Consider the following 19,238-nt stretch of genomic DNA (forward strand, 5'->3'; position numbering starts at 1 on the left):
TTCCTCTCACTTTGATACTTTTTGATAAATTAATACTTTTAAATAATCACTTTCTTCATAGTGCGAATTCGTTTTAAAGTCCGCCGGTAAATGGTGACTCTCTAATAAATGATACTTCACTTGACCAACTTGAAAACTTTTCTCAATCATTTTTTGAAATTTCGTTAATGGGACATTACTTGCATTAGTGGAAGCAATAATGATTCCTTTCTCAGCTAATATAGGTAAGCTATCTGCAATTAAATCTCCATAATTTTTTGCAACAGAAAATACCTTCTTGCCATTTCGCGCAAAACTTGGAGGATCAAGTACAATTACATCAAACTGCAAGCCTTTTTTCTTAGCATAACGGAAATAATCAAAGGTATCCATCACATGAATTTTATGATTTTCTAGTGTAAAGCCATTTACTGCAAACTGCTCTTTTGTCTTTTCAAGGCTACGTTTAGCTAAATCCACACTAGTCGTACTACTCGCTCCTCCAAAAGCTGCAGCAACCGAAAAAGCTCCTGTATAGCTAAACATATTTAACACACGTTTTCCCATTGCTAAACCATCGACCAAACGGCCTCGCACTTCATGTTGATCTAAAAAAATTCCGGTCATCCAACCTTCATTTAAATAGGTAGCAAACTGAACGTTATTCTCTTTCACGATTAATGGTTCAGGTGCTTTTCTTCCATAAAAATGATTGGACTCTGGTAAATCACTCTTAAAACGATTTTTCTCATAAATACCAATAATTTCTGGATATACTTTGAGAAAACTATCCATAATTAGCTGGCGATGATGATAAATTGTAGCATTGTACCAAGAAACAACTGCGTAACCATTGTAATAATCGACTGTCATCCCACCGATTCCATCGCCTTCTCCATTAAAAATTCGAAAAGTATCCGTATCTTGAGAATAAAAATAGGTTGAACGCTCTTGTTTAGCCTGTTCAAACTTTTGCATAAAAAAATGATGATCGATTGCTACGTTTTTCAAAGATAATATCCAACCGATGCCCTTGTTCTGCTCACCTAAATATCCTTTGGCAATAAAGCGGTCCTTTTCATCGACAAAATCTACCCAATCATTCGTTACTTGTACATCTAACACTTCTTCTTTGCGTATTAAGGGATAGCCATGTAAAAATTTATTTTTTGCAGAATTTTTAATTGTTACTTTTGGCATTTGTTTCTCCATTTCTTCTCTCTTTATTTAAAAAAATTATAACACAAAATAATAGAAAACACGAAAAAAGCACTGAGACATTTTATAAAGAAAAATTAAATTATGATGACGGTATTTGAAGTTCAATTGACAGTCGATTTTAAGATGAGTAAAATGTAAAGGAATAGTGTAACTTTATGAAAATTTGTAAATAAAAGAAAAGAGGGGAATTTTCCTTTGACTAAAAAAAATTATTTTAGCTGGGTTAACAAACGTTTGGGCTTTTTCACCTTACTAATTGTGTTAATGTGGTTAAAAAATATGTTGGCCTATACCTTAGATTTTCATCTATCTTTGGAAAATGCGCTCCAACATTTTATTTTGATAATAAATCCAATTGCTACAACCTTACTTTTATTATCAGTCGGTTTATACGTTCGTCGCAAAAAGCCAGCCTATATTACAATGATGGTCATTTATTTTATCATGACTACCCTATTGTTTTCGAATGCTGTTTATTATCGAGAATTCACTGACTTCATCACAATCAATACGATGTTAGGTGCGGGTAAGGTTGCGAGTGGTTTAGGTGAAAGTGCCATTAAACTATTTAGACCGTATGATATTTTGTATTGGATAGACTTCATTTTGCTCGTCTTTGCTTTAGCTACCAAACGTATCAAAATGGATGAAACTCCGGTACGTGCGCGAATGGCTTTTGCTTTTACCACACTATCTGTGATGATTTTTTCAGGTAACTTATTCTTAGCTGAAAGTGATCGTCCAGAATTATTAACACGTACCTTCTCTCGTGATTACTTAGTGAAATACTTAGGAATCAATGCATTTACTGCTTATGATGGTGTCCAAACTTATAAAACAACTCAAGTGCGTGCTCAGGCAAGTGCTACCGATATGGATGAAGTAGCAGAATATGTCAAAGGCCATTATGCCAAACCCAATGACCAGTACTTTGGTTTAGCAAAAGGTCGCAATGTCATTTATATTCACCTAGAAAGTACACAACAATTTTTAATTGATTATAAGTTAAAAGATGAAAATGGTGTTGAACATGAAGTGATGCCTTTCATTAATAGTTTATATCATAGTAATTCAACTTTTAGCTTTTCTAACTTTTTCCATCAAGTCAAAGCTGGAAAAACGAGTGATTCTGAAACTTTATTTGAAAACTCACTCTTTGGATTAAATCAAGGCGCTCTCTTCACACAATTAGGTGGGAAAAATACCTTTGAAGCAGCACCAAATATTTTAAAACAAACACAAGGATACACTTCTGCTGTTTTCCATGGAAACTCCGGTACGTTTTGGAATCGAAATGAAACCTATAAACATCTATGCTATGATTATTTCTTTGATGCTTCCTATTACAATGTAACAGAAGATAACTCATTCCAATATGGGTTAAATGATAAACCATTCTTCCAACAATCTGTGAAGTATCTTGAACACTTGCAACAACCATTCTATACCAAATTTATAGCCGTATCGAATCACTATCCATACTCACAATTGAGTGGAGATGAAACAGGTTTCCCATTGGCACAAACAAAAGATGAAACAATTAATAGTTACTTCTCAACAGCCAATTATATGGATACTGCGGTTCATGAATTCTTTGATTATCTCAAACAAAGTGGTCTTTATGATAATTCCATCATCATCCTTTATGGTGACCACTATGGAATTTCAAATGCGCGTAATAAAGAATTAGCTCAACTGTTAGGCAAAGACCGTGATACTTGGTCAAACTTTGATAACGCCCAAGTCCAACGCGTACCTTACATGATTCACATTCCAGGTATGACTCAAGGTAAAATCATTGATACTTATGGCGGTCAAGTCGATGCGCTACCTACATTATTACATTTACTAGGTGTTGATACGCAAAACTATATTCAACTAGGTCAAGACTTATTCTCACCTGATCATAAACAACTTGTCGCCTTCCGTGATGGTGATTTTGTGACACCAAACTATACTTATTATGGTGGCGTGCTTTATGATAATAAAACCGGTGAAGAAATTACCGAACCTAGTGAAGAACTCAAAAAACAAATCGACGCAGATAAAGACGCCGTATCCGATCAGTTGGCCACCTCAGATAAAATAAATAATGGTGATTTGTTACGGTTCTATACGAAGAGTGGATTGAAAGCCATCAACCCAGATGATTATAATTATCTGAAAAACACAGATCGTATTGAAAAAATTGAAAAAGAACTTGGCGATAAGTCAACAAGTGTTTACAGTAAACATAATCATACAAGTACTACTGATAAGTACCAAACCAAATCTTATCAAGAACTACATCCTAAAGAGGCAAGTTCAAGTTCTTCAAATGAAAACAAATAGCTATCAGTAAAAAGAGGTTGAAATGATGAATTCAGCCTCTTTTTTTCGTACCTTATTCACAAAATGTTCATAAAAAAAGACTATAGTAATACTTAGAGGAAATCTAGATATTTTTGAAGGTAGGTGAAAGATTGTTTTGGTTAAGTGTCATTAAGCGTAGTATTTATTATCATAAAAAAGCATTTTTAGGCATTGCGCTCTTTTTTAGTTTACTCATTTTAATCCAGTGGTTCTATGCTATTTTTCAGCAATATTTGATTGCAATCATTCATGCGATACAGCAATTTTTTGATATTTCAGCTAAAGCAAAACAACTAATCACCCAGTGGCAATCTCCAAGTAGAATGCTATATATGATTGTCTTATGTATCCTATTTCTCATCCTCGGTTACTTCTTATTTCGCTTACAAAAAAACCGTCAAAATGAAAAAGTTTCCTGGATCAATAATGGGGGTACCGTCAGCAATTATTTTGGTTTAATTAGTGGGGAATTACTCGTGATTTCTATTACTGTCTCCGTGGTCATGAGTATGGTGATGTTTTTATTACAAACTTGGATATTACCGATTATTTTTTCTTTATGTCGTTATTACTTCGCTGATATTCATCACTTCTCTATTAAAGAATGGATTCAGGCACCTGTACCTGCTAAAAATATTTTTCAAATAAAAGTGCCTGAATCAGAAAATGGTTTATGGCAATTCATCCAAAATCAAATTCACTTAGAAAAAATTAGTTTGCAAATGTTGGTTAAAACTTGCTTCATTAATAGCTTAGGACTTATCACAGTAAACAGCCTGATTTATTTCGTTCAAAATCTAAAGAAAGGAAGGATCTCTTTTGCCAAATAATCAACTAAACTTTCCGAATATAAAAATGAGTTATGAAACAGCGAATCAACCCTTTTCTAATTTCGTTCCTTTTTTATCTTTAAAGGCCCATTTAGCCATTCGACGTAAAAATCAGCAAAATGCCATTGAATGGTTGGCAAAAGAATTTCAGATAGCAGAAACCAATCTTGATGTCCTACCTACACAAGCAGATTATCAAACCCTGATTGCCATTCAAGTCTATCAACAACTATTTATCCAACACAATGACTGCATCTATATTCGTGGCATTGATTATTGTACGACCTGGCAAATTCAACAACTCTTGCTAAAATTGAAGCAAATCAGCCGCCATTATCATAAACAGATTATCATCCTTACGCACAACCTAACCTTACTTCATTTTCATGAGTAAAAAAACAGACAAGCTATCCAAATAGCCTGTCTGCTTTTTTTATTGCTCCATATCGACATCCGGTAAAGAGATGATAAAAGTTGTTCCTTTTCCTAACTCAGATTCAACCTGAATTTGGCCTTTATGCAACTTCACTAACTGTTCGACAATAGAAAGTCCTAACCCAGATTCACCAAACTTTTTATTCTTTCTAGATGGATCAGCTTTATAGTAACGATCCCAGATATTTTTCAGCTGTTCTTCAGACATGCCGATTCCAGTATCACTTATCTTAATGATTGTTTCTAGATAGCCTTTTTCTAAGCTAACCGTGATTGTACCATTTTCCGTAAATTGAATGGCATTTTGCAATATATTTACCATTATTTGAACAAAACGGTCATAATCAGCATAAACTTCCACAGGTTGTTTAGTTTCTAAAATCAGCTGGTCATTCACTTGTTCTGCTTTACTTTCCAATTGCGTAAATAGATTTTCAAATACTTCTGTTGCGTTAAATTTCTTAATCACCATAGAAATCTGATTGGTTCGAATCTTTTCATAGTCAAGATTTTCAGTAACTAACCGAATTAAACGCTCGGTCTCATTTTTCATTAAGGCAATGGCTTTCTCTTTTTGGCTTTCCGGAATTGCCCCATATGCAAAACCTTCTAACAGTCCATTAATCGTCGTCAAAGGAGTACGCATTTCATGAGAAGCATCTGCCATAAATTGTTTGCGTCGTTCTTCTTGTCGTTCAATTTCTTCTTGGGATTGTTTCAATGAATCAGTCATCTTATTAAAATCAGCAGCTAATTCATCAAACTCATCCCGATTATGAACCGGTAAGACAATATCAAAATGCCCACTCGCAACTTCTTTCGTGGCTTTTTTCATGCGATTAATCCGCCGCACTTGAAAACTTGCATAGAAATAGCTAATGATAAATGCCACGATTCCTGAAACAATGAAGCCTTTGATTAAATTGCTAGTAAACTCATTGACCGTCTCTTCCACATTTTTCGCCGGTCGACTGACAATCAAAACTCCAAACTCATCATTTAATAAAAAAGGCACCATTTCATAGGAAGTCATATTCTTTTGACCAAAAATATCTCTTTCCAAAGTTGCTTGTTGCACTTGTCCTTGGGTGAGTTGCTGCCATTGTTTTTTGGTAATCGGTGGTTTTACGGAAGCATTGCTATCTGGATAGAGCACTTCTTGTTGGGAATTCACAAAAACGAAATTGACACTTTGCTGATTTAATACTGCTTCAGATAGATTCAAGGCATTCTGAACAATGCGATATTGACTCTGATCACCGGCAAAGACATTATTAAAACTTTTGGAAATTTTCTCTACTGCCTTGGCATAACCGTATAATTGTTGATAGTTATTTTGCTCGATGGTGTGTCTCGTTAATTGAATAAACGCAAATCCTGTCAAAATAAAAGTAATCGCAATGACGGTCCAAAAGGCAATTAATTGTTGATATAAATATTTCATGCTTCTAACCCTGAATCATCAAATTTATAACCGACTCCCCAAACTGTTTGAATAACTTGGGGACCAACTTTTTCAATTTTTTGACGCAATTTCTTGATATGCGCATCCACTGTTCGTTCATCGCCAAAATACTCATAATTCCAAACTAATTCAAGAAGTTGTTCACGTGTAAAGACTTGACGTGGTTTTTTGGCCATCGTATAAAGCAAATCAAATTCTTTAGGCGTTAATCCATCAATCGGCTCATTATTCAAATAAGCTTCACGTGTTTTCGTATTCATTTTGAAATGTTTAGTAGCAATTTCAAAATCATCCGTCTCATCACTTTTTCCACTCACTTTTTCAACTAGCTCACTACGACGATGTAAAGCCTTGATTCTAGCAATTAAAGTAAGTGGACTAAATGGTTTCGTCACATAATCATCTGCCCCAATCTCTAGTCCAATCACTTGATCACTTTCAGAATCACGCGCTGTAAGCATAATAATTGGCACCGTATTAGAAACTTTACGAATTTCTTTAGCGACAAGCATGCCGTCCATACTAGGTAAGTTTAAATCCAATGTGATAATATCGTATTTGTCAGGCTCTGCTAAAAAAGCATCCAATCCCTCTTTGCCATCATATTTAAACGTTGCTTCCCAGCCTTCATTGATAAAGAACATTTGCATCATTTCTGCCACTGATTCATTATCTTCAATCATTAATATTTGCATATTTTTCACCTCTAGTATTCGTTTGTTCTCTGAAATCATTATAACGCAAATCATATTAATTCGATAGTTTTCCTCACAATAATCATCTATTATTTACCTTAAATCATGCTTAAATAGCAGTCTCTTAAAATAATATTAAACTTTTCAAGGTTTTTTCTTTGATATTAAAAGAAGTTATGCTATACTTTTTTATGTAAGTGGCACCCTCTTATTTTTATTGAGGGGGCGTTACGGATTCGACAGGCATAGTTCGGGCCTGAATTGCGCTTCGTAGGTTACGTCTACGTTAAAACGTTACAGTTAAATATAACTGCAAAAACAAACAATTCTTACGCTTTAGCTGCCTAAAAAACAGCAAGCGTGATCCGCTAAGCATCGCCCATGTGCTTTTCCCGGGTCTTATTCTAAGTGGGATACGTAATCAAATTCCGTCTGTTTTTGATTAAAGAGATTGTCAGACTAGTTTGTTAAGGGGCCTGTCACTCGGCATCTTCTCAAATGAACTTTAAATAGAACTGACTATGAGCGTAGATTTTTGGGTGGCGATATGTTTGGACGTGGGTTCGACTCCCACCGCCTCCATAGGTATTTTTTAAATGTACTAAAAAAGCGTTGAGATTGCTCAATGCTTTTTTTCTTTATATACAAGTTAAGAGCGCCTCAACGCGATTGGAAGAAACGCTCTTTTTGTATGACTAATCATCCGTTGTAATGTAATCCACACCCATTTGTTCCATTTGCCAATATTGACTTACAGGAACAGTCCAGACACCAACTTGTAGACCAGCAGCTTTGGCTTGAGCTACCTTTTCGTAAGTTAGATTTTGCCATTTAATATTTAAACCAGCTCGCGTTCCTAAGTGTTTGGCTTTTTTGATATTACTTGCCGTGATATCTTTATCCAAATACATCACCGCAGCTTCGGGCATGATTTGTTTGATTACTTTTAAGGGTTCATAATGAAACGAAATAAATCTAGCAGTCAAACCAAAACCAGCTTCACGCACCATTTGCACCAAATGTTGATAAGCAGCCTCGTTTATTTCTTTATCTTTAATCTCAATGACCGGAATTTTTTGCTTACTTTGACAAATTGCCAAAAACTCTGCCAAAGTCGGAATTTTTAACTCCGCATAGACATAGTGTTGCTCACCAATACCAATTAAACGAAATTGAAGAAGTTGTTGGTAAGTAAATAAGCCCAATTTCCCTCTACCGTTACTTGTACGATCTAATGAATCATCGTGCATAATCACCCACTGTTGATCGGCCGTTAAATGAATATCTGTCTCAATCGCTTCATATTTTGTTTGCTTAAAAGCTGGCAATGAATTTTCCGGTGCATATTGATGATTGCCCCGATGATTGACATACATAGCCACTCGATTTTTCGATACCTTATCTTTCATTTCACCCATCCTTTGTGTTCCAGTTTGGTCTATCTCAACATCTACTAGACTATCAATTTCCTTGCCATCAAAATGAACTCTTCGCGTATCAATCATCACTTCAAAAATTCCTTGTTGATTTGGCGAATTAACTGTATACCACTGCAAGTCATCTTGATTGCCTCTAGCCGTCCATACTGCAAAACGTGCTTGCAAAATACGCTCATTCTTATTTAACTTTAATTGTAGCGCATAAATACCACGAGGACCATCTATTTTCTTCATTTTGTAACTAATGGTTTTCAAAATATATTTAGGAATGAAAAATTGCTTGCTAATGAAACTAACTTGCGACTGAATTGGCGTATTTCTTTGAATATAGCCAGTATAATACCCCGTCTCATAGCGATTATGATCATGGTTCGTAAAATATAAAGATAAATGCTTTGGTCCTGTTTGTTTTAATGGATAATTTTTGACATCATCCAAGCCATTTTCCTGACTGAACATCGCTATTTGATAAGAAACTTTTTTTAATAATGGATAAGTAAAGTTGAAATCCATCTGAATCTTTCCATCATCAATCTTCGTATAGTCAAAATACATAGTCTCAATGCTATTTCGTTCTTGATGTTCAAAATCAGCTAAAGAAAAATCTGTTAAATGATGCGCCATTAATTCATGTTTTTGCGATTTTCTTTCTCTTTGGACTATCCTTTTCAATCGTTTCTCTTTAATCAAATGCATTGGTTGAGGATAAGCTAACTGAAGGCTCGGATAGAATGATGGCTTTGGTTGACGATAATTTTTTACTTTGAAATGATCTTGAATTGGAAAATACTCATACTCCATCAACATTCCCGAAAGCAAAACCCCTTGGCGCCATTTTGTTTTTGGATGCTGAGAAAAAAATTCTGTTTGAATATAATAAGTCGTATCAGATAATTTCCTAGCTGGAATCTCGTAATAATCTTTACTGTTTTTTTGATAAAAGACCATTGAGACAAAGCGACTCTGTTGGCTAACCGGAATTTCGATATAACTTTCAAAATAGCCATTTTTAGATTGCGACTGATGATTATAGACTTTCACCGCTTGATTGGCTAAACCATCCATTTGGGTAGCATTGGCTAAACCTAGCTGCTGTGCTAATTGAGGAATCATCGCATCTGGTTTTGTTTTAAAAACATGCTCTTCTTTAGGTGGATGTAAAGCAAGATAAATATCATCTGCATAACAATAAATAAGCAAGCCGATTAGGATAATAGCAAGCGTTACACCACCGATAATTTTTTTATTTTTCATGATTTAATACCATCTTTTCTTCACTATGAATCAGTATAAAACTTTCCAAATGGTATGTGAATAGATGTTATTTCATTCTAAACAAATCTTAATAAAATAAACGGCTTCTTCTCTAAACTCTAGAAAAGAAGCCGATTTGAAGCTTTCATTATAAACTATCTAAAAGAATCGCGACATATTGTTCTAAAAATTCTTGATCGATTTCATCATACATCCCAATTTTAGAACTATCGATATCCAGTACACCGATTAATTTGCCGTCTTTAACCATTGGCACGACAATTTCAGACATTGCTGCAGAATCACAAGAAATATAATTCTCATGCTCTTTGACATTAGGGACGATTAATGTTTCTTCCTTTTGCGCAGATTCTCCACAAACACCTTTGCCCATTTGAATTCTCGTACAAGAAACTCTCCCTTGAAATGGTCCTAAAATTAATTCTTGTCCATCAAAAAGATAATAACCGGCAAATACCGTTTCCTTTAATGTTTCATTTAATAAAGCAGATGAATTACTCAAATTTGCAATCCAATTACTTTCAATCTCTAATAAGCCTTTTTGTTGAAGCAATAATAACTCATAAGCTTCACGTTTTTCTTCTTTTGACCACATACACGCTGCCCCTTTCATTTTCCATAATGATACTTTACCATAAGGAATCTGAAAAGAAAATCTTTTTGAGTTATCCACATCATTCAAAAAAAATCGGAATTTTTGTTTCACAATTTTTTGGGAAGATAAAATTTTTCCTTGACGTGTTGATATCATCCGTTTTTAAAGTAGAACAAACATTTGTATATCAACAAGTAAAACTGTTTACGTGAGTTATCCTCAAAAAAATGAAAATATAAGAATGCTTATTTGACGCAATTTCATACGGATTATTTCGCAAAAAGCGTTTTATTTTTTCACCTTGTTTCACTATAAAAATTTGTTTCACAGCAACACGTCACTTATTGAACATTCATTATTGGAAGAATGCTAGTAAAACACCGGCTGCTACGGCTGAACCAATAACTCCGGCAACATTTGGTCCCATCGCATACATCAATAAATAGTTATGAGGATTGGCTTTTTGACCTTCTAAATGAACTACACGCGCTGCCATTGGAACGGCTGATACCCCTGCTGCACCAATCATTGGGTTTACTTTTCCTTTTGTCACATAATACATTAGTTTGCCCATCAATACCCCTGAAGCGGTGCCGACTGCAAAAGCGATCAACCCAAGCATAATGATAATTAAGGTCGTTTTGGATAAGAATAAATTTCCTTCTGCCTTGGCACCAACTGTTAAACCTAAAATAACGGTGATAATATACATAAAGACATTTTGTAAGACTTCAGATAATTTCGGTACTAATTTGACTTCACGAATTAGATTTCCTAACATCAAGCAACCAATCAATGTCGTAGCACTAGGAACTAATAGACTGACAAAAATAGTCACAGCGATTGGAAAGATAATTTTTTCTTTTTGACTCACTTTACGGGTGACTTTCATTGGACATTGGCGTTCTTTTTCTGTAGTTAGTGCACGAATAATCGGTGGTTGAATAATTGGCACCAACGCCATATAAGAATAAGCAGCTAAAGCGATGGCGGGTAATAGATTTGGTGCTAGACGACTGGTTAAAAAGATTGCTGTCGGACCATCTGCCCCACCAATAATGCCAATGGATGCCGCTTCTTGTGGCGACATATGAAACAAAATTGCTAAGAAAAAGGCCGCAAAAATACCAAACTGGGCAGCTCCCCCTAAAAGAATCGTGTAAGGATTGGCAAGCAAGGGTTCAAAATCTGTCGCTGCTCCTAAACATAAAAAGATTAATGGCGGATAAATCCCTAATTCCGTACCCAAATATAAATAATGTAATAAGCCACCTGGTTGACCATTGGTAGCACCGGCCATAAGATTAGCTAAAGGTAAATTCACTAACAACATCCCAAAGGCAATCGGAATCATTAAATACGGCTCATATTTCTTTTTAATTCCCAAATATAAAAAGAAACACGCTAATAAAATCATGATTCCATTTTGCAGCGTTAAATTGGCTATTCCTGAAGTTTCAATCATTTGTTGAACAATTGCTGACATATGCTCACCCTACTTTCCACCTTGATTTAAGATTTTACTCATCACGACCATTAGCCCCCAGATGCCTAGCAAGACAACAAAAACCACAAGCATTGCAAAGAGCGTTAAAAATAGAATATCGCCTAATCCATACATACACTCACCTTCTTACTACTTTTTGATAGCGCTTTCTATTAACTATAGTATAACACAGTTTCAATCATTTGACTGATAAATAAGAAATTTTTCACATAAAACAAAAAAATAAACATGCACCTTGCTTGGTGAAAACAAGGTGCATGTCCGTTAATGATTCATTTTCAATTATGATAAGTCATGAATGTAGCTATCTTGATAGATGCTTTGCCAATCTTGTGAGAAATCATCAATAGCTTTTTGGATAGATGGCATACTAAAGGCTTGAGCGACAACATCTGGACCAATCGTAACAGCTTGAGCCCCTTGATTGATAGCCTGTAACACTTGGCTGACATTTTTAAAACTAGCCGCTAAGATTTTACTGTCAGCATGAACCCGCTTTATCTCAGCTGCAAGATTTTGAATCACTAAACTAGCCTCAATGTTTAAATTTTCCATCCGATTATAATAAGGTGCTAGATAATCCGCCCCTGCATGAATGGCCAACAACCCTTGAAATTCTGTATAAATTGCCGTGGCTGTGATATGAATTCCTTGACGTTTCAACTCTTTCATTACTTTAAAGCCGACCTCATTACTTGGTACTTTAATATAGACTTGATCATCCACTCCTTTTAAGATTCTTTTCGCATCAGCCAACATCCCTTCATAGTCCGTCGCAACCACTTGGACATGTAAGGTACGATTTTTGCCAATGATTTGCCGAATTTGGCGTAAATGTTCAAAAAAATCGATTTTTCCTTCTTTTTTAATGATGGATGGATTACTGGTTACCCCATCAATTGGTAAAGTATCTACATATTTTTGAATTTGTTCTAAATTGGCAGTATCTAATAATAGTTCCATTTTTTTCACCTTCAGTTACAAGTTTTAAATGACATGTTCAGTACGTGCAATAATATCATCTTGAGTTGCTTTAGATAAGGCATTAAAGAAAGCTGAATAACCCGCAACCCGCACAATTAAGTCACGGTGTTTTTCAGGATGTTTTTGCGCATCTAATAAAGTTTCTCTTGAGACGACATTATATTGAATATGATAGCCTTTCAAAGTATTAAAGAAAGTACGTAATAACATAATCAATTTTTGTTTATCTTCTTCCTTGGCTAATGTTTGCGGATTCACTTTTTGATTTAAGAGCACACCACCTAAGATATCTTCCGTTGGCAGTTTAGCCACTGATTTTAAGACTGCAGTGGGGCCGTGCTGATCCATATTATGTGATGGTGAGCAACCTTCAGCTAATGGGCTCCATGCTTTTCGACCATCTGGAGTAGCCATCGTGCCTTTTCCTTGACCAACATTTGCAGAAATAGAAGAAGTACCTGAGTAACGAATACCACCAATTGGGCCACGACCATAACGAGTATTTGGATATTTTTTGATTTCATCAATATATACTTCATAAGCATCATGAACTAATTGATCAACATAATCTTCATCATTGCCATATTTTGGCGCCTCTTCAATAATCAATTCACGGATTTTTTCATTCTCTTCTCCTTGCCAATCATGAATCAACGCATCCCATAATTGTTCAGTCGTAAATCTCTTTTCTTCAAAGACAAGCTTTTTAATTGCAGCTAAAGAATCAGCTAAATTCGCAATACCAATCTGTAAAGCAGAAATATAATCATAGACTGCACCGCCTTCTTTTAAGGTTAAACCACGTGCAATACAATCATCTATCAAAGCCGAACATAAAATATCAGGAACTTCACTTTCAATCGCTAAATCGACCACGTTTTCGACAATGACACTCATTTTGGTTAATTCACGTAAAGTCTGATCCCAAGCTTGAAGCAAATCATCAAAACTTTGCATTTGGGTAAAATGGCCATGACCTTGTGCATAACGTTTACGGCTAACAGGATCAATCCCATCATTCATCGTAATCATCAATATCTTAGCAAAATTGATATAGCTCATACCGGTACAACGATAACCCCATTTTCCAGGTACAGCTGTTTCTACACAACCAATCGCACTATAATTGTAAGCATCCTCTTCTTTGACACCAAACTTGATAAAAGATGGAATAATAATTTCATCATTGTTAAAAGCTGGCATACCAAAGCCGAGTTTCATTACTTCAATCGCTTCATTCATAAATTTCGGATTTAAATTTTTATGATAGCGCACCGTCAAATTTGGTTGTGGCAAACGTGTTTGAGCAACACTTCGCAATACTAAGAAAGATAAATCATTCACTGCATCTTTTTTATCTGTTGTTTGGCCACCAATTGTTACATTTTGGTATAAAGGACTACCTGCACTGCTGAAAGTATGGGCTTGGCTACGAACTTTATTAATCGTTAGGGTTTTAATCCAAAGGTTAGTTAATAATTCAACAACTTGGTCTTCAGATATTATTCCTGCGTCAATATCATGGCAGTAATAAGGATACATATATTGATCAAAACGACCATAAGATAAGGAATGTCCGTTCGATTCAATTTGCAAAATTAATTGGATAAACCAAACAGATTGAATCGCTTCATGGAATGTTTCAGCTTTTTCATATGGTACTTTCGCACAAATACGACTAATTTCAAGTAATTCAGACTTACGTTTCGCATCTTGTGTTTGTACAGCTTTTTCTTTAGCTAATTGACTAAAACGCATAGCATAGCTTCTTACCGCATCAATTACAATTAATACAGCGCGGTAAAAATGATACTTATGGATATTTTCTGGTTTGGTTAAGTCTAATGCTGCTCTAGCTTTTTTCGTTCGTTCTTCAAAATCGCGTAATCCATATTTTAAGACTTTTTCGTAATTCACGGCTAAATGGGCATCTCCAGAATTCATCTTACCTTCCATACCGAAAAATCCTGATTCCATATAAACTTTTACTTCTTCTGGCAACATCGCACCGGCTCTAGCTCTTAGATTATTATTTTCCCAAAATGGCGCAATGGAACGTAATTGTTCTTTGGTTTCTTCTGTAATATAGAAAACATCGCCATCACGTTTTTCAAAAGTATCCAATTCATTCAAGACAAATTCGAGGGTGTATTCTGGAAAAATCGGTGCATCTTTATTGGATTTTGCTTGATTTCCTACAATTAAGGTCTCATCTTCAATATAAATACTCATGTGCTCCAAAATATTTTGTAACATATAGGCACGTTTCAAAAGATTAGGTTCGTTTTGATGCCGTTTATAGCTTTCAGTAGCTAAAATCGCGCGCTCTGCACAAATATAAGGCTTCTTGTCTAAAACTTCTTCACGATATTGATTCATCCGTGGGGTTAAATCTCCAAAATGTTTACGATTAACATGATCTTGCGTCGCTACAGCAGTTGACATATAAATCCCTCTTTTCTTCATTTGAAACCTTTATTTATTTCTTACGCACATAATATAGCACATCTTTTCACAATTTGTCAAATGAAACTTTAAATATTTACGAATGAAAGTTAAAAACTTAAACTAATAAAAAAAGTCTAAGTAAAACTAGCGAAACTAGACCTACTTAGACAAAACTCATTTATTTTAGACTGTCGCAACCTGGATGTCTTGCTCATTTAAAAAGTGAATGGTTGCTTCATCAATTCCCGCATCCGTATACACATGCGAAATATCGGCAAAATTAAATTCAGAAATGACACCCATTTGTTCAAACTTGGTGGAATCAGTAAGCACAATGGTTTGATTGGCACTTTGCATCATCGCGTTGGCAGTATCCGCTCGAGTGATATCACTACCAGTAAAACCACGTGCACGATCAAAGCCATCAATCCCAACAAATAGTTTATCTACTCGAAATTCACTGATTACTTTTTTGACAAGCGGCCCCACATTGACTTGCGAATCTTTTTGATATTCTCCACCAAGCAAAATAATTTTGACACTATCTGCCTTACGTACATAAGAAGCAATAAAACAAGAATTGGTAATAATCGTCACATCATTTTTATTATATGCTAATTCTTCTGCTAGAAGTGCACAAGTCGATCCTGATTCAATCATCACCATCTCGCCATCTTTTACTAATTCAGCAGCTTTTTTAGCAATTTTACGCTTCAAGTCATAATTAATAGCCAGGCGATAATTGATATCATCTTGATTATTTAATACGGCAAAACCATGTTGGCGATGCAAAATTCCCCGACTTTCTAATTTATCTAAATCTTTTCGAATCGTGACCCGTGAGACTTTTAATAAATCAGCCAATTCATTGACTTCTATTTTTTTCTTTTCACTAACAATCGCAATAATTTCTTCTTCTCTAGTCATCAACCTCATCCTTTCTCAGGCAAATCTAGCATAACATAAACCAGCATGCCTTTCAATTTACAGATATCACATTTCATTTGAAACAAATTATATTTACGTTTGAAGTTTATTGTGTTAAGATAAACATGAAAGAAAGAAGGGATACTATGATGCGTTCAGTTAAACAAGCTTGTATTTTCAATATTCAAAAATTTAGTCTACATGATGGTCCTGGGATTCGCTCTGTCGTATTTTTCAAAGGTTGTCCATTACGATGCTATTGGTGTGCCAATCCAGAATCTCAAAATGCCCATCCTGAAGAAATGTTTCATCCTCAAAAGAAAAAAATGCAAACGGTTGGTAAAATGCAAACAGTCGACCAAATTATGGAAGAAGTATTAAAAGACCTTCCTTTTTACCAAGAATCAGGTGGTGGCGTTACACTATCCGGTGGAGAAGTCTTGTTTCAAGCTGATTTTGCCCTCGATTTACTCAAAGCCTTAAAAGCCCAAAATATCCATACCGCTATAGAAACGACTGGATATTGTAAAGCAGATACCTTTCAAGAAATCGCACAGTATGTTGATTTAATTTATTTTGACATTAAACATTATGATAACGAAAAGCATCGCCAAGGTACGGGGGTTAAACAAGATATCATCTTGCAAAATCTCAGTTATGCCATCCAGCATCATCAAATCATTGTGCGGATTCCGATTATTCCAGGATACAATGATAGCCTGGAAGATGCTAAAGAATTTGCAAAATTATTTACTTTATATGGTGTGCAAAATATTGAGCTACTTCCTTTCCATCAATTTGGTGAAAAAAAATATGAACAGCTCAACCGTCCCTATCGTCTAGCTAAGGTCAGCCAACTACACACAGAAGATCTCTTAGAACATCAAAAAATCTTTGAAAAAGCAGGAATTACTTGTCTTGTGCGCTAAAGCATTTTTTTGGTAAATTCATCCATTCTTGATATAATGAAAAAAAGAAAGGATGAACGTCATGACAACTATTGATATTCGCAGTAAAAAAACACGCCAACAAATCATCGAGGCCTTCATTACTTTATTGCATCAAAAAAGTTTAGAAAAAATCAAAATTGCCGATATAACCAATCAAGCACAAATCAATCGAGCCACTTTTTATAATTATTTTACTGATAAATATCACTTGCTAGACATGATTACTAAAGAAACTTTACTCGCTCAAATTCAAGAACAAATTCTACCAGACGAGCCTTTTTCTTTAGAGTTATTAAAGAAGATTTTCTTAATTTTGGCTGATTTTCATACCGATATGGCTAGCATCTGCAAGAAGAACTATGTCGAAGCCTTGAGTTTTTATACCAGCCCTGTATTAAGAGAAGATTTGCAACTGATTTTACAACGGGCGATTCCAAAACCATTATGCACACCAGAAAGTGAAATTTTAACCACTTCAACCAGTTGGCTATTAATCGGTATGGCCTATGAATGGAAAAAGTCGCAAAAAGTGCCAGCTGCTCTTTATTTTGATAGCTTTAAGCACCAATTCGAGCAATATGTCTTACAAATCCAAATGAGTGCATAAAAAAGAACGGTCAGCCAACCGTTCTTTTTTTATTCCTCTAATTCGCCTAATTTCACTTGATGGCGGATATAAATTTTCACACAAACCATACTGATCACTGCCAGTAAAATAGCTACGAAAAATGCCGCATGGAGTCCTTCATAAAGCACTTTTCGTAAAATCTCATGTAATCGACTCGCCACTTGATGCGCCGTTTTTGGATTGACAAATTGGTTTAACAAATCTGTGCGTCCAGCTAAATGTTGCTTATCTAATTCTTGGTTGGTCATAAAGTTAAAGATTAAACCAAAGACAGCTACCATCACCGTTTGTCCAATGGTTCTAACCAAGGTATTAAATGAAGTTGCTTCTCCCAAGTGACTTTTGGGTACAACTTGTTGTGCAGAGACCGTTGTCGAAACAATTACTATCCCCATGCCAATTCCAAAAATGAACATCAGCAAGACAAAATACCACACGCCAATCCCCATCGGAGCGAAAAATAAACCAATCGTCGTCACAAGAATCGCCAACAAGCCAAGCATGACAACCTTTTGAATAGATTGTTTGGCCATCATTTTACTGGCCACATTCGTACCTACAACCCAAAATAGTGAAATCGGTGCTAATACTAAGCCTCCAATTCCAGCAGCTAAACCTAATACACCTTGCATCCACATCGGAATATACACATCTACCCCCATTAAGATGCCACTTACCAATGCCGCAATTAAATTGACGCCAACAAATAAAGGATTTCTAAACAAACTAAATGTGATAATTGGATCTTCGGCGCGCTTTTCCACCCAGATGAATAATACAAAAAATAGCACACTAGCAATAAAGCAACTCATGACCAGCCAACCCAATCCTTGATCACTTAATAATTGGAAACCAGCTAATAAACTAAGCAAGACCAACATCAAAACAACACTACCGAAAAGATCCATTTTCTTCGTTTCACGCACGCGTTTTTCTTCATGTAAACTCATAAAAACTAAGAATAGTTGCACTAAACCGATTGGCACATTAATAAAGAAAATCCAATGCCAACCAACTGTATCAACAATTAATCCACCAGCTAATGGCCCAATCACGCTAGCTATTCCCCACATCGTTGAATTATAACCCATGACCTTTGTACGCTGTTCAATTGGATAAAGGTCCGCCAACAAAGTCAATGAAACCGGCATTAATGCACCAGCACCCATTCCTTGTAAAGCCCTCGCTAAAATCAACGTATGCATATTAAAGCTCATGCCACAGAGTGCTGAACCGATAATAAAAAGCAAAGTTCCCACCATGAAAACAGGTTTGCGGCCAATTTTATCCGTTAGTTTTCCATAAATTGGGGTTAACATCGCACTGGTTAATAGATAAATCGAAAAGACCCAGTTCATTAACTCAATCCCGTGTAACGAACCGACAATGGTAGGCATCGCAGTCGTCACAATGGTCCCTTCTACCGCCGTCATGAAAGTCGCCACAAAAATTGCCACTGTCACTAGGCCCACATTTGTTTTTCGCAAAATCATAACTCCCTTCTTAAA

General features: G+C 35.5%; 16 protein-coding genes and 1 other RNA gene. 6 read left to right on the forward strand and 11 right to left on the reverse strand.

Annotated features, from left to right (window positions below; genetic code table 11):
- Positions 1-6: 6 nt before the first annotated feature.
- On the reverse strand, positions 7-1,179 hold the full coding sequence (locus ACTQZM_RS01990) for a class I SAM-dependent rRNA methyltransferase (RefSeq protein WP_441652760.1): 1,173 nt from the start codon (positions 1,177-1,179) through the stop codon (positions 7-9).
- Between the two features lie 216 nt (positions 1,180-1,395).
- On the opposite strand from ACTQZM_RS01990, the gene ACTQZM_RS01995 reads away from it, so the two are divergent.
- The 3 genes from ACTQZM_RS01995 (at position 1,396) to ACTQZM_RS02005 (ending at position 4,776) form a co-directional block, all read left to right on the forward strand.
- Positions 1,396-3,531: an LTA synthase family protein gene (locus tag ACTQZM_RS01995; RefSeq protein WP_441652736.1), complete on the forward strand. Its 2,136-nt coding sequence runs from the start codon at positions 1,396-1,398 to the stop codon at positions 3,529-3,531.
- 131 nt (positions 3,532-3,662) lie between these two features.
- Positions 3,663-4,382, forward strand: coding sequence for a hypothetical protein (locus tag ACTQZM_RS02000; protein ID WP_441652737.1), 720 nt, complete (start codon positions 3,663-3,665; stop codon positions 4,380-4,382).
- Positions 4,372-4,776, forward strand: a complete 405-nt coding sequence (locus tag ACTQZM_RS02005) for a hypothetical protein (RefSeq protein WP_441652738.1) — start codon at positions 4,372-4,374, stop codon at positions 4,774-4,776. Before ACTQZM_RS02000 ends, ACTQZM_RS02005 begins: the two co-directional genes overlap by 11 nt.
- A gap of 39 nt (positions 4,777-4,815) precedes the next feature.
- On the opposite strand, the gene ACTQZM_RS02010 is transcribed toward ACTQZM_RS02005, so the two are convergent.
- Positions 4,816-6,261 (reverse strand): sensor histidine kinase, encoded by a 1,446-nt coding sequence (locus tag ACTQZM_RS02010; RefSeq protein WP_171302004.1) that lies wholly within the window; start codon positions 6,259-6,261, stop codon positions 4,816-4,818.
- The gene (locus tag ACTQZM_RS02015) at positions 6,258-6,977 is read right to left on the reverse strand and encodes a winged helix-turn-helix domain-containing protein (protein ID WP_441652739.1); all 720 of its coding nucleotides are present in this window, start codon (positions 6,975-6,977) and stop codon (positions 6,258-6,260) included. The genes ACTQZM_RS02010 and ACTQZM_RS02015 overlap by 4 nt, the downstream gene beginning before the upstream one ends.
- A 221-nt stretch (positions 6,978-7,198) precedes the next feature.
- Between ACTQZM_RS02015 and ssrA the strand changes: the two genes are divergently transcribed.
- Positions 7,199-7,562, forward strand: a transfer-messenger RNA (tmRNA) gene (gene ssrA, locus ACTQZM_RS02020).
- Between the two features lie 110 nt (positions 7,563-7,672).
- Here the strand turns inward: ssrA and ACTQZM_RS02025 are convergent.
- From ACTQZM_RS02025 to ACTQZM_RS02055, 7 genes are all read right to left on the reverse strand, one after another.
- A complete protein-coding gene (locus ACTQZM_RS02025; RefSeq protein ID WP_441652740.1) occupies positions 7,673-9,670 on the reverse strand; it encodes a glycerophosphodiester phosphodiesterase family protein in 1,998 nt (665 codons plus the stop codon).
- Positions 9,671-9,818: 148 nt separating this feature from the next.
- Positions 9,819-10,286, reverse strand: a complete 468-nt coding sequence (locus tag ACTQZM_RS02030; RefSeq protein ID WP_018345209.1) for a GAF domain-containing protein — start codon at positions 10,284-10,286, stop codon at positions 9,819-9,821.
- 355 nt (positions 10,287-10,641) lie between these two features.
- Positions 10,642-11,772 (reverse strand): sodium ion-translocating decarboxylase subunit beta, encoded by a 1,131-nt coding sequence (locus tag ACTQZM_RS02035; protein WP_171300292.1) that lies wholly within the window; start codon positions 11,770-11,772, stop codon positions 10,642-10,644.
- A 9-nt stretch (positions 11,773-11,781) separates the two neighbouring features.
- The gene (locus ACTQZM_RS02040; protein ID WP_016251282.1) at positions 11,782-11,907 is read right to left on the reverse strand and encodes an OadG family protein; all 126 of its coding nucleotides are present in this window, start codon (positions 11,905-11,907) and stop codon (positions 11,782-11,784) included.
- Between the two features lie 168 nt (positions 11,908-12,075).
- Positions 12,076-12,756, reverse strand: a complete 681-nt coding sequence (locus ACTQZM_RS02045) for a fructose-6-phosphate aldolase (RefSeq protein WP_441652741.1) — start codon at positions 12,754-12,756, stop codon at positions 12,076-12,078.
- A 24-nt stretch (positions 12,757-12,780) separates the two neighbouring features.
- Positions 12,781-15,222 (reverse strand): glycyl radical protein, encoded by a 2,442-nt coding sequence (locus tag ACTQZM_RS02050; RefSeq protein ID WP_441652742.1) that lies wholly within the window; start codon positions 15,220-15,222, stop codon positions 12,781-12,783.
- A 186-nt stretch (positions 15,223-15,408) separates the two neighbouring features.
- Positions 15,409-16,152: a DeoR/GlpR family DNA-binding transcription regulator gene (locus tag ACTQZM_RS02055; RefSeq protein ID WP_171315994.1), complete on the reverse strand. Its 744-nt coding sequence runs from the start codon at positions 16,150-16,152 to the stop codon at positions 15,409-15,411.
- A gap of 149 nt (positions 16,153-16,301) precedes the next feature.
- Between ACTQZM_RS02055 and ACTQZM_RS02060 the strand changes: the two genes are divergently transcribed.
- Positions 16,302-17,081 (forward strand): glycyl-radical enzyme activating protein, encoded by a 780-nt coding sequence (locus tag ACTQZM_RS02060; RefSeq protein WP_243197980.1) that lies wholly within the window; start codon positions 16,302-16,304, stop codon positions 17,079-17,081.
- A 61-nt stretch (positions 17,082-17,142) separates the two neighbouring features.
- Positions 17,143-17,709: a TetR/AcrR family transcriptional regulator gene (locus tag ACTQZM_RS02065; RefSeq protein ID WP_441652743.1), complete on the forward strand. Its 567-nt coding sequence runs from the start codon at positions 17,143-17,145 to the stop codon at positions 17,707-17,709.
- A gap of 29 nt (positions 17,710-17,738) precedes the next feature.
- Here the strand turns inward: ACTQZM_RS02065 and ACTQZM_RS02070 are convergent, their stop codons facing one another.
- Positions 17,739-19,223: an MDR family MFS transporter gene (locus tag ACTQZM_RS02070; protein WP_441652744.1), complete on the reverse strand. Its 1,485-nt coding sequence runs from the start codon at positions 19,221-19,223 to the stop codon at positions 17,739-17,741.
- Positions 19,224-19,238: the final 15 nt, after the last annotated feature.

This window comes from Enterococcus cecorum (assembly GCF_052119425.1).
Taxonomy (GTDB): Bacteria; Bacillota; Bacilli; order Lactobacillales; family Enterococcaceae; genus Enterococcus_E; species Enterococcus_E cecorum_C.

Excerpts from the sequence above, each read along its gene's own strand:
- ACTQZM_RS02040 (WP_016251282.1), bottom strand. The coding sequence starts at position 11,907 with ATGTATGGATTAGGCGATATTCTATTTTTAACGCTCTTTGCAATGCTT.
- ACTQZM_RS02030 (WP_018345209.1), bottom strand. The coding sequence starts at position 10,286 with ATGTGGTCAAAAGAAGAAAAACGTGAAGCTTATGAGTTATTATTGCTT.
- ACTQZM_RS01990 (WP_441652760.1), bottom strand. The coding sequence starts at position 1,179 with ATGCCAAAAGTAACAATTAAAAATTCTGCAAAAAATAAATTTTTACAT.
- ACTQZM_RS02055 (WP_171315994.1), bottom strand. The coding sequence starts at position 16,152 with ATGACTAGAGAAGAAGAAATTATTGCGATTGTTAGTGAAAAGAAAAAA.
- ACTQZM_RS02070 (WP_441652744.1), bottom strand. The coding sequence starts at position 19,223 with ATGATTTTGCGAAAAACAAATGTGGGCCTAGTGACAGTGGCAATTTTT.
- ACTQZM_RS02065 (WP_441652743.1), top strand. The coding sequence starts at position 17,143 with ATGACAACTATTGATATTCGCAGTAAAAAAACACGCCAACAAATCATC.
- ACTQZM_RS02015 (WP_441652739.1), bottom strand. The coding sequence starts at position 6,977 with ATGCAAATATTAATGATTGAAGATAATGAATCAGTGGCAGAAATGATG.
- ACTQZM_RS02035 (WP_171300292.1), bottom strand. The coding sequence starts at position 11,772 with ATGTCAGCAATTGTTCAACAAATGATTGAAACTTCAGGAATAGCCAAT.
- ACTQZM_RS02045 (WP_441652741.1), bottom strand. The coding sequence starts at position 12,756 with ATGGAACTATTATTAGATACTGCCAATTTAGAACAAATTCAAAAATAT.
- ACTQZM_RS02010 (WP_171302004.1), bottom strand. The coding sequence starts at position 6,261 with ATGAAATATTTATATCAACAATTAATTGCCTTTTGGACCGTCATTGCG.
- ACTQZM_RS02025 (WP_441652740.1), bottom strand. The coding sequence starts at position 9,670 with ATGAAAAATAAAAAAATTATCGGTGGTGTAACGCTTGCTATTATCCTA.
- ACTQZM_RS02060 (WP_243197980.1), top strand. The coding sequence starts at position 16,302 with ATGCGTTCAGTTAAACAAGCTTGTATTTTCAATATTCAAAAATTTAGT.
- ACTQZM_RS02050 (WP_441652742.1), bottom strand. The coding sequence starts at position 15,222 with ATGTCAACTGCTGTAGCGACGCAAGATCATGTTAATCGTAAACATTTT.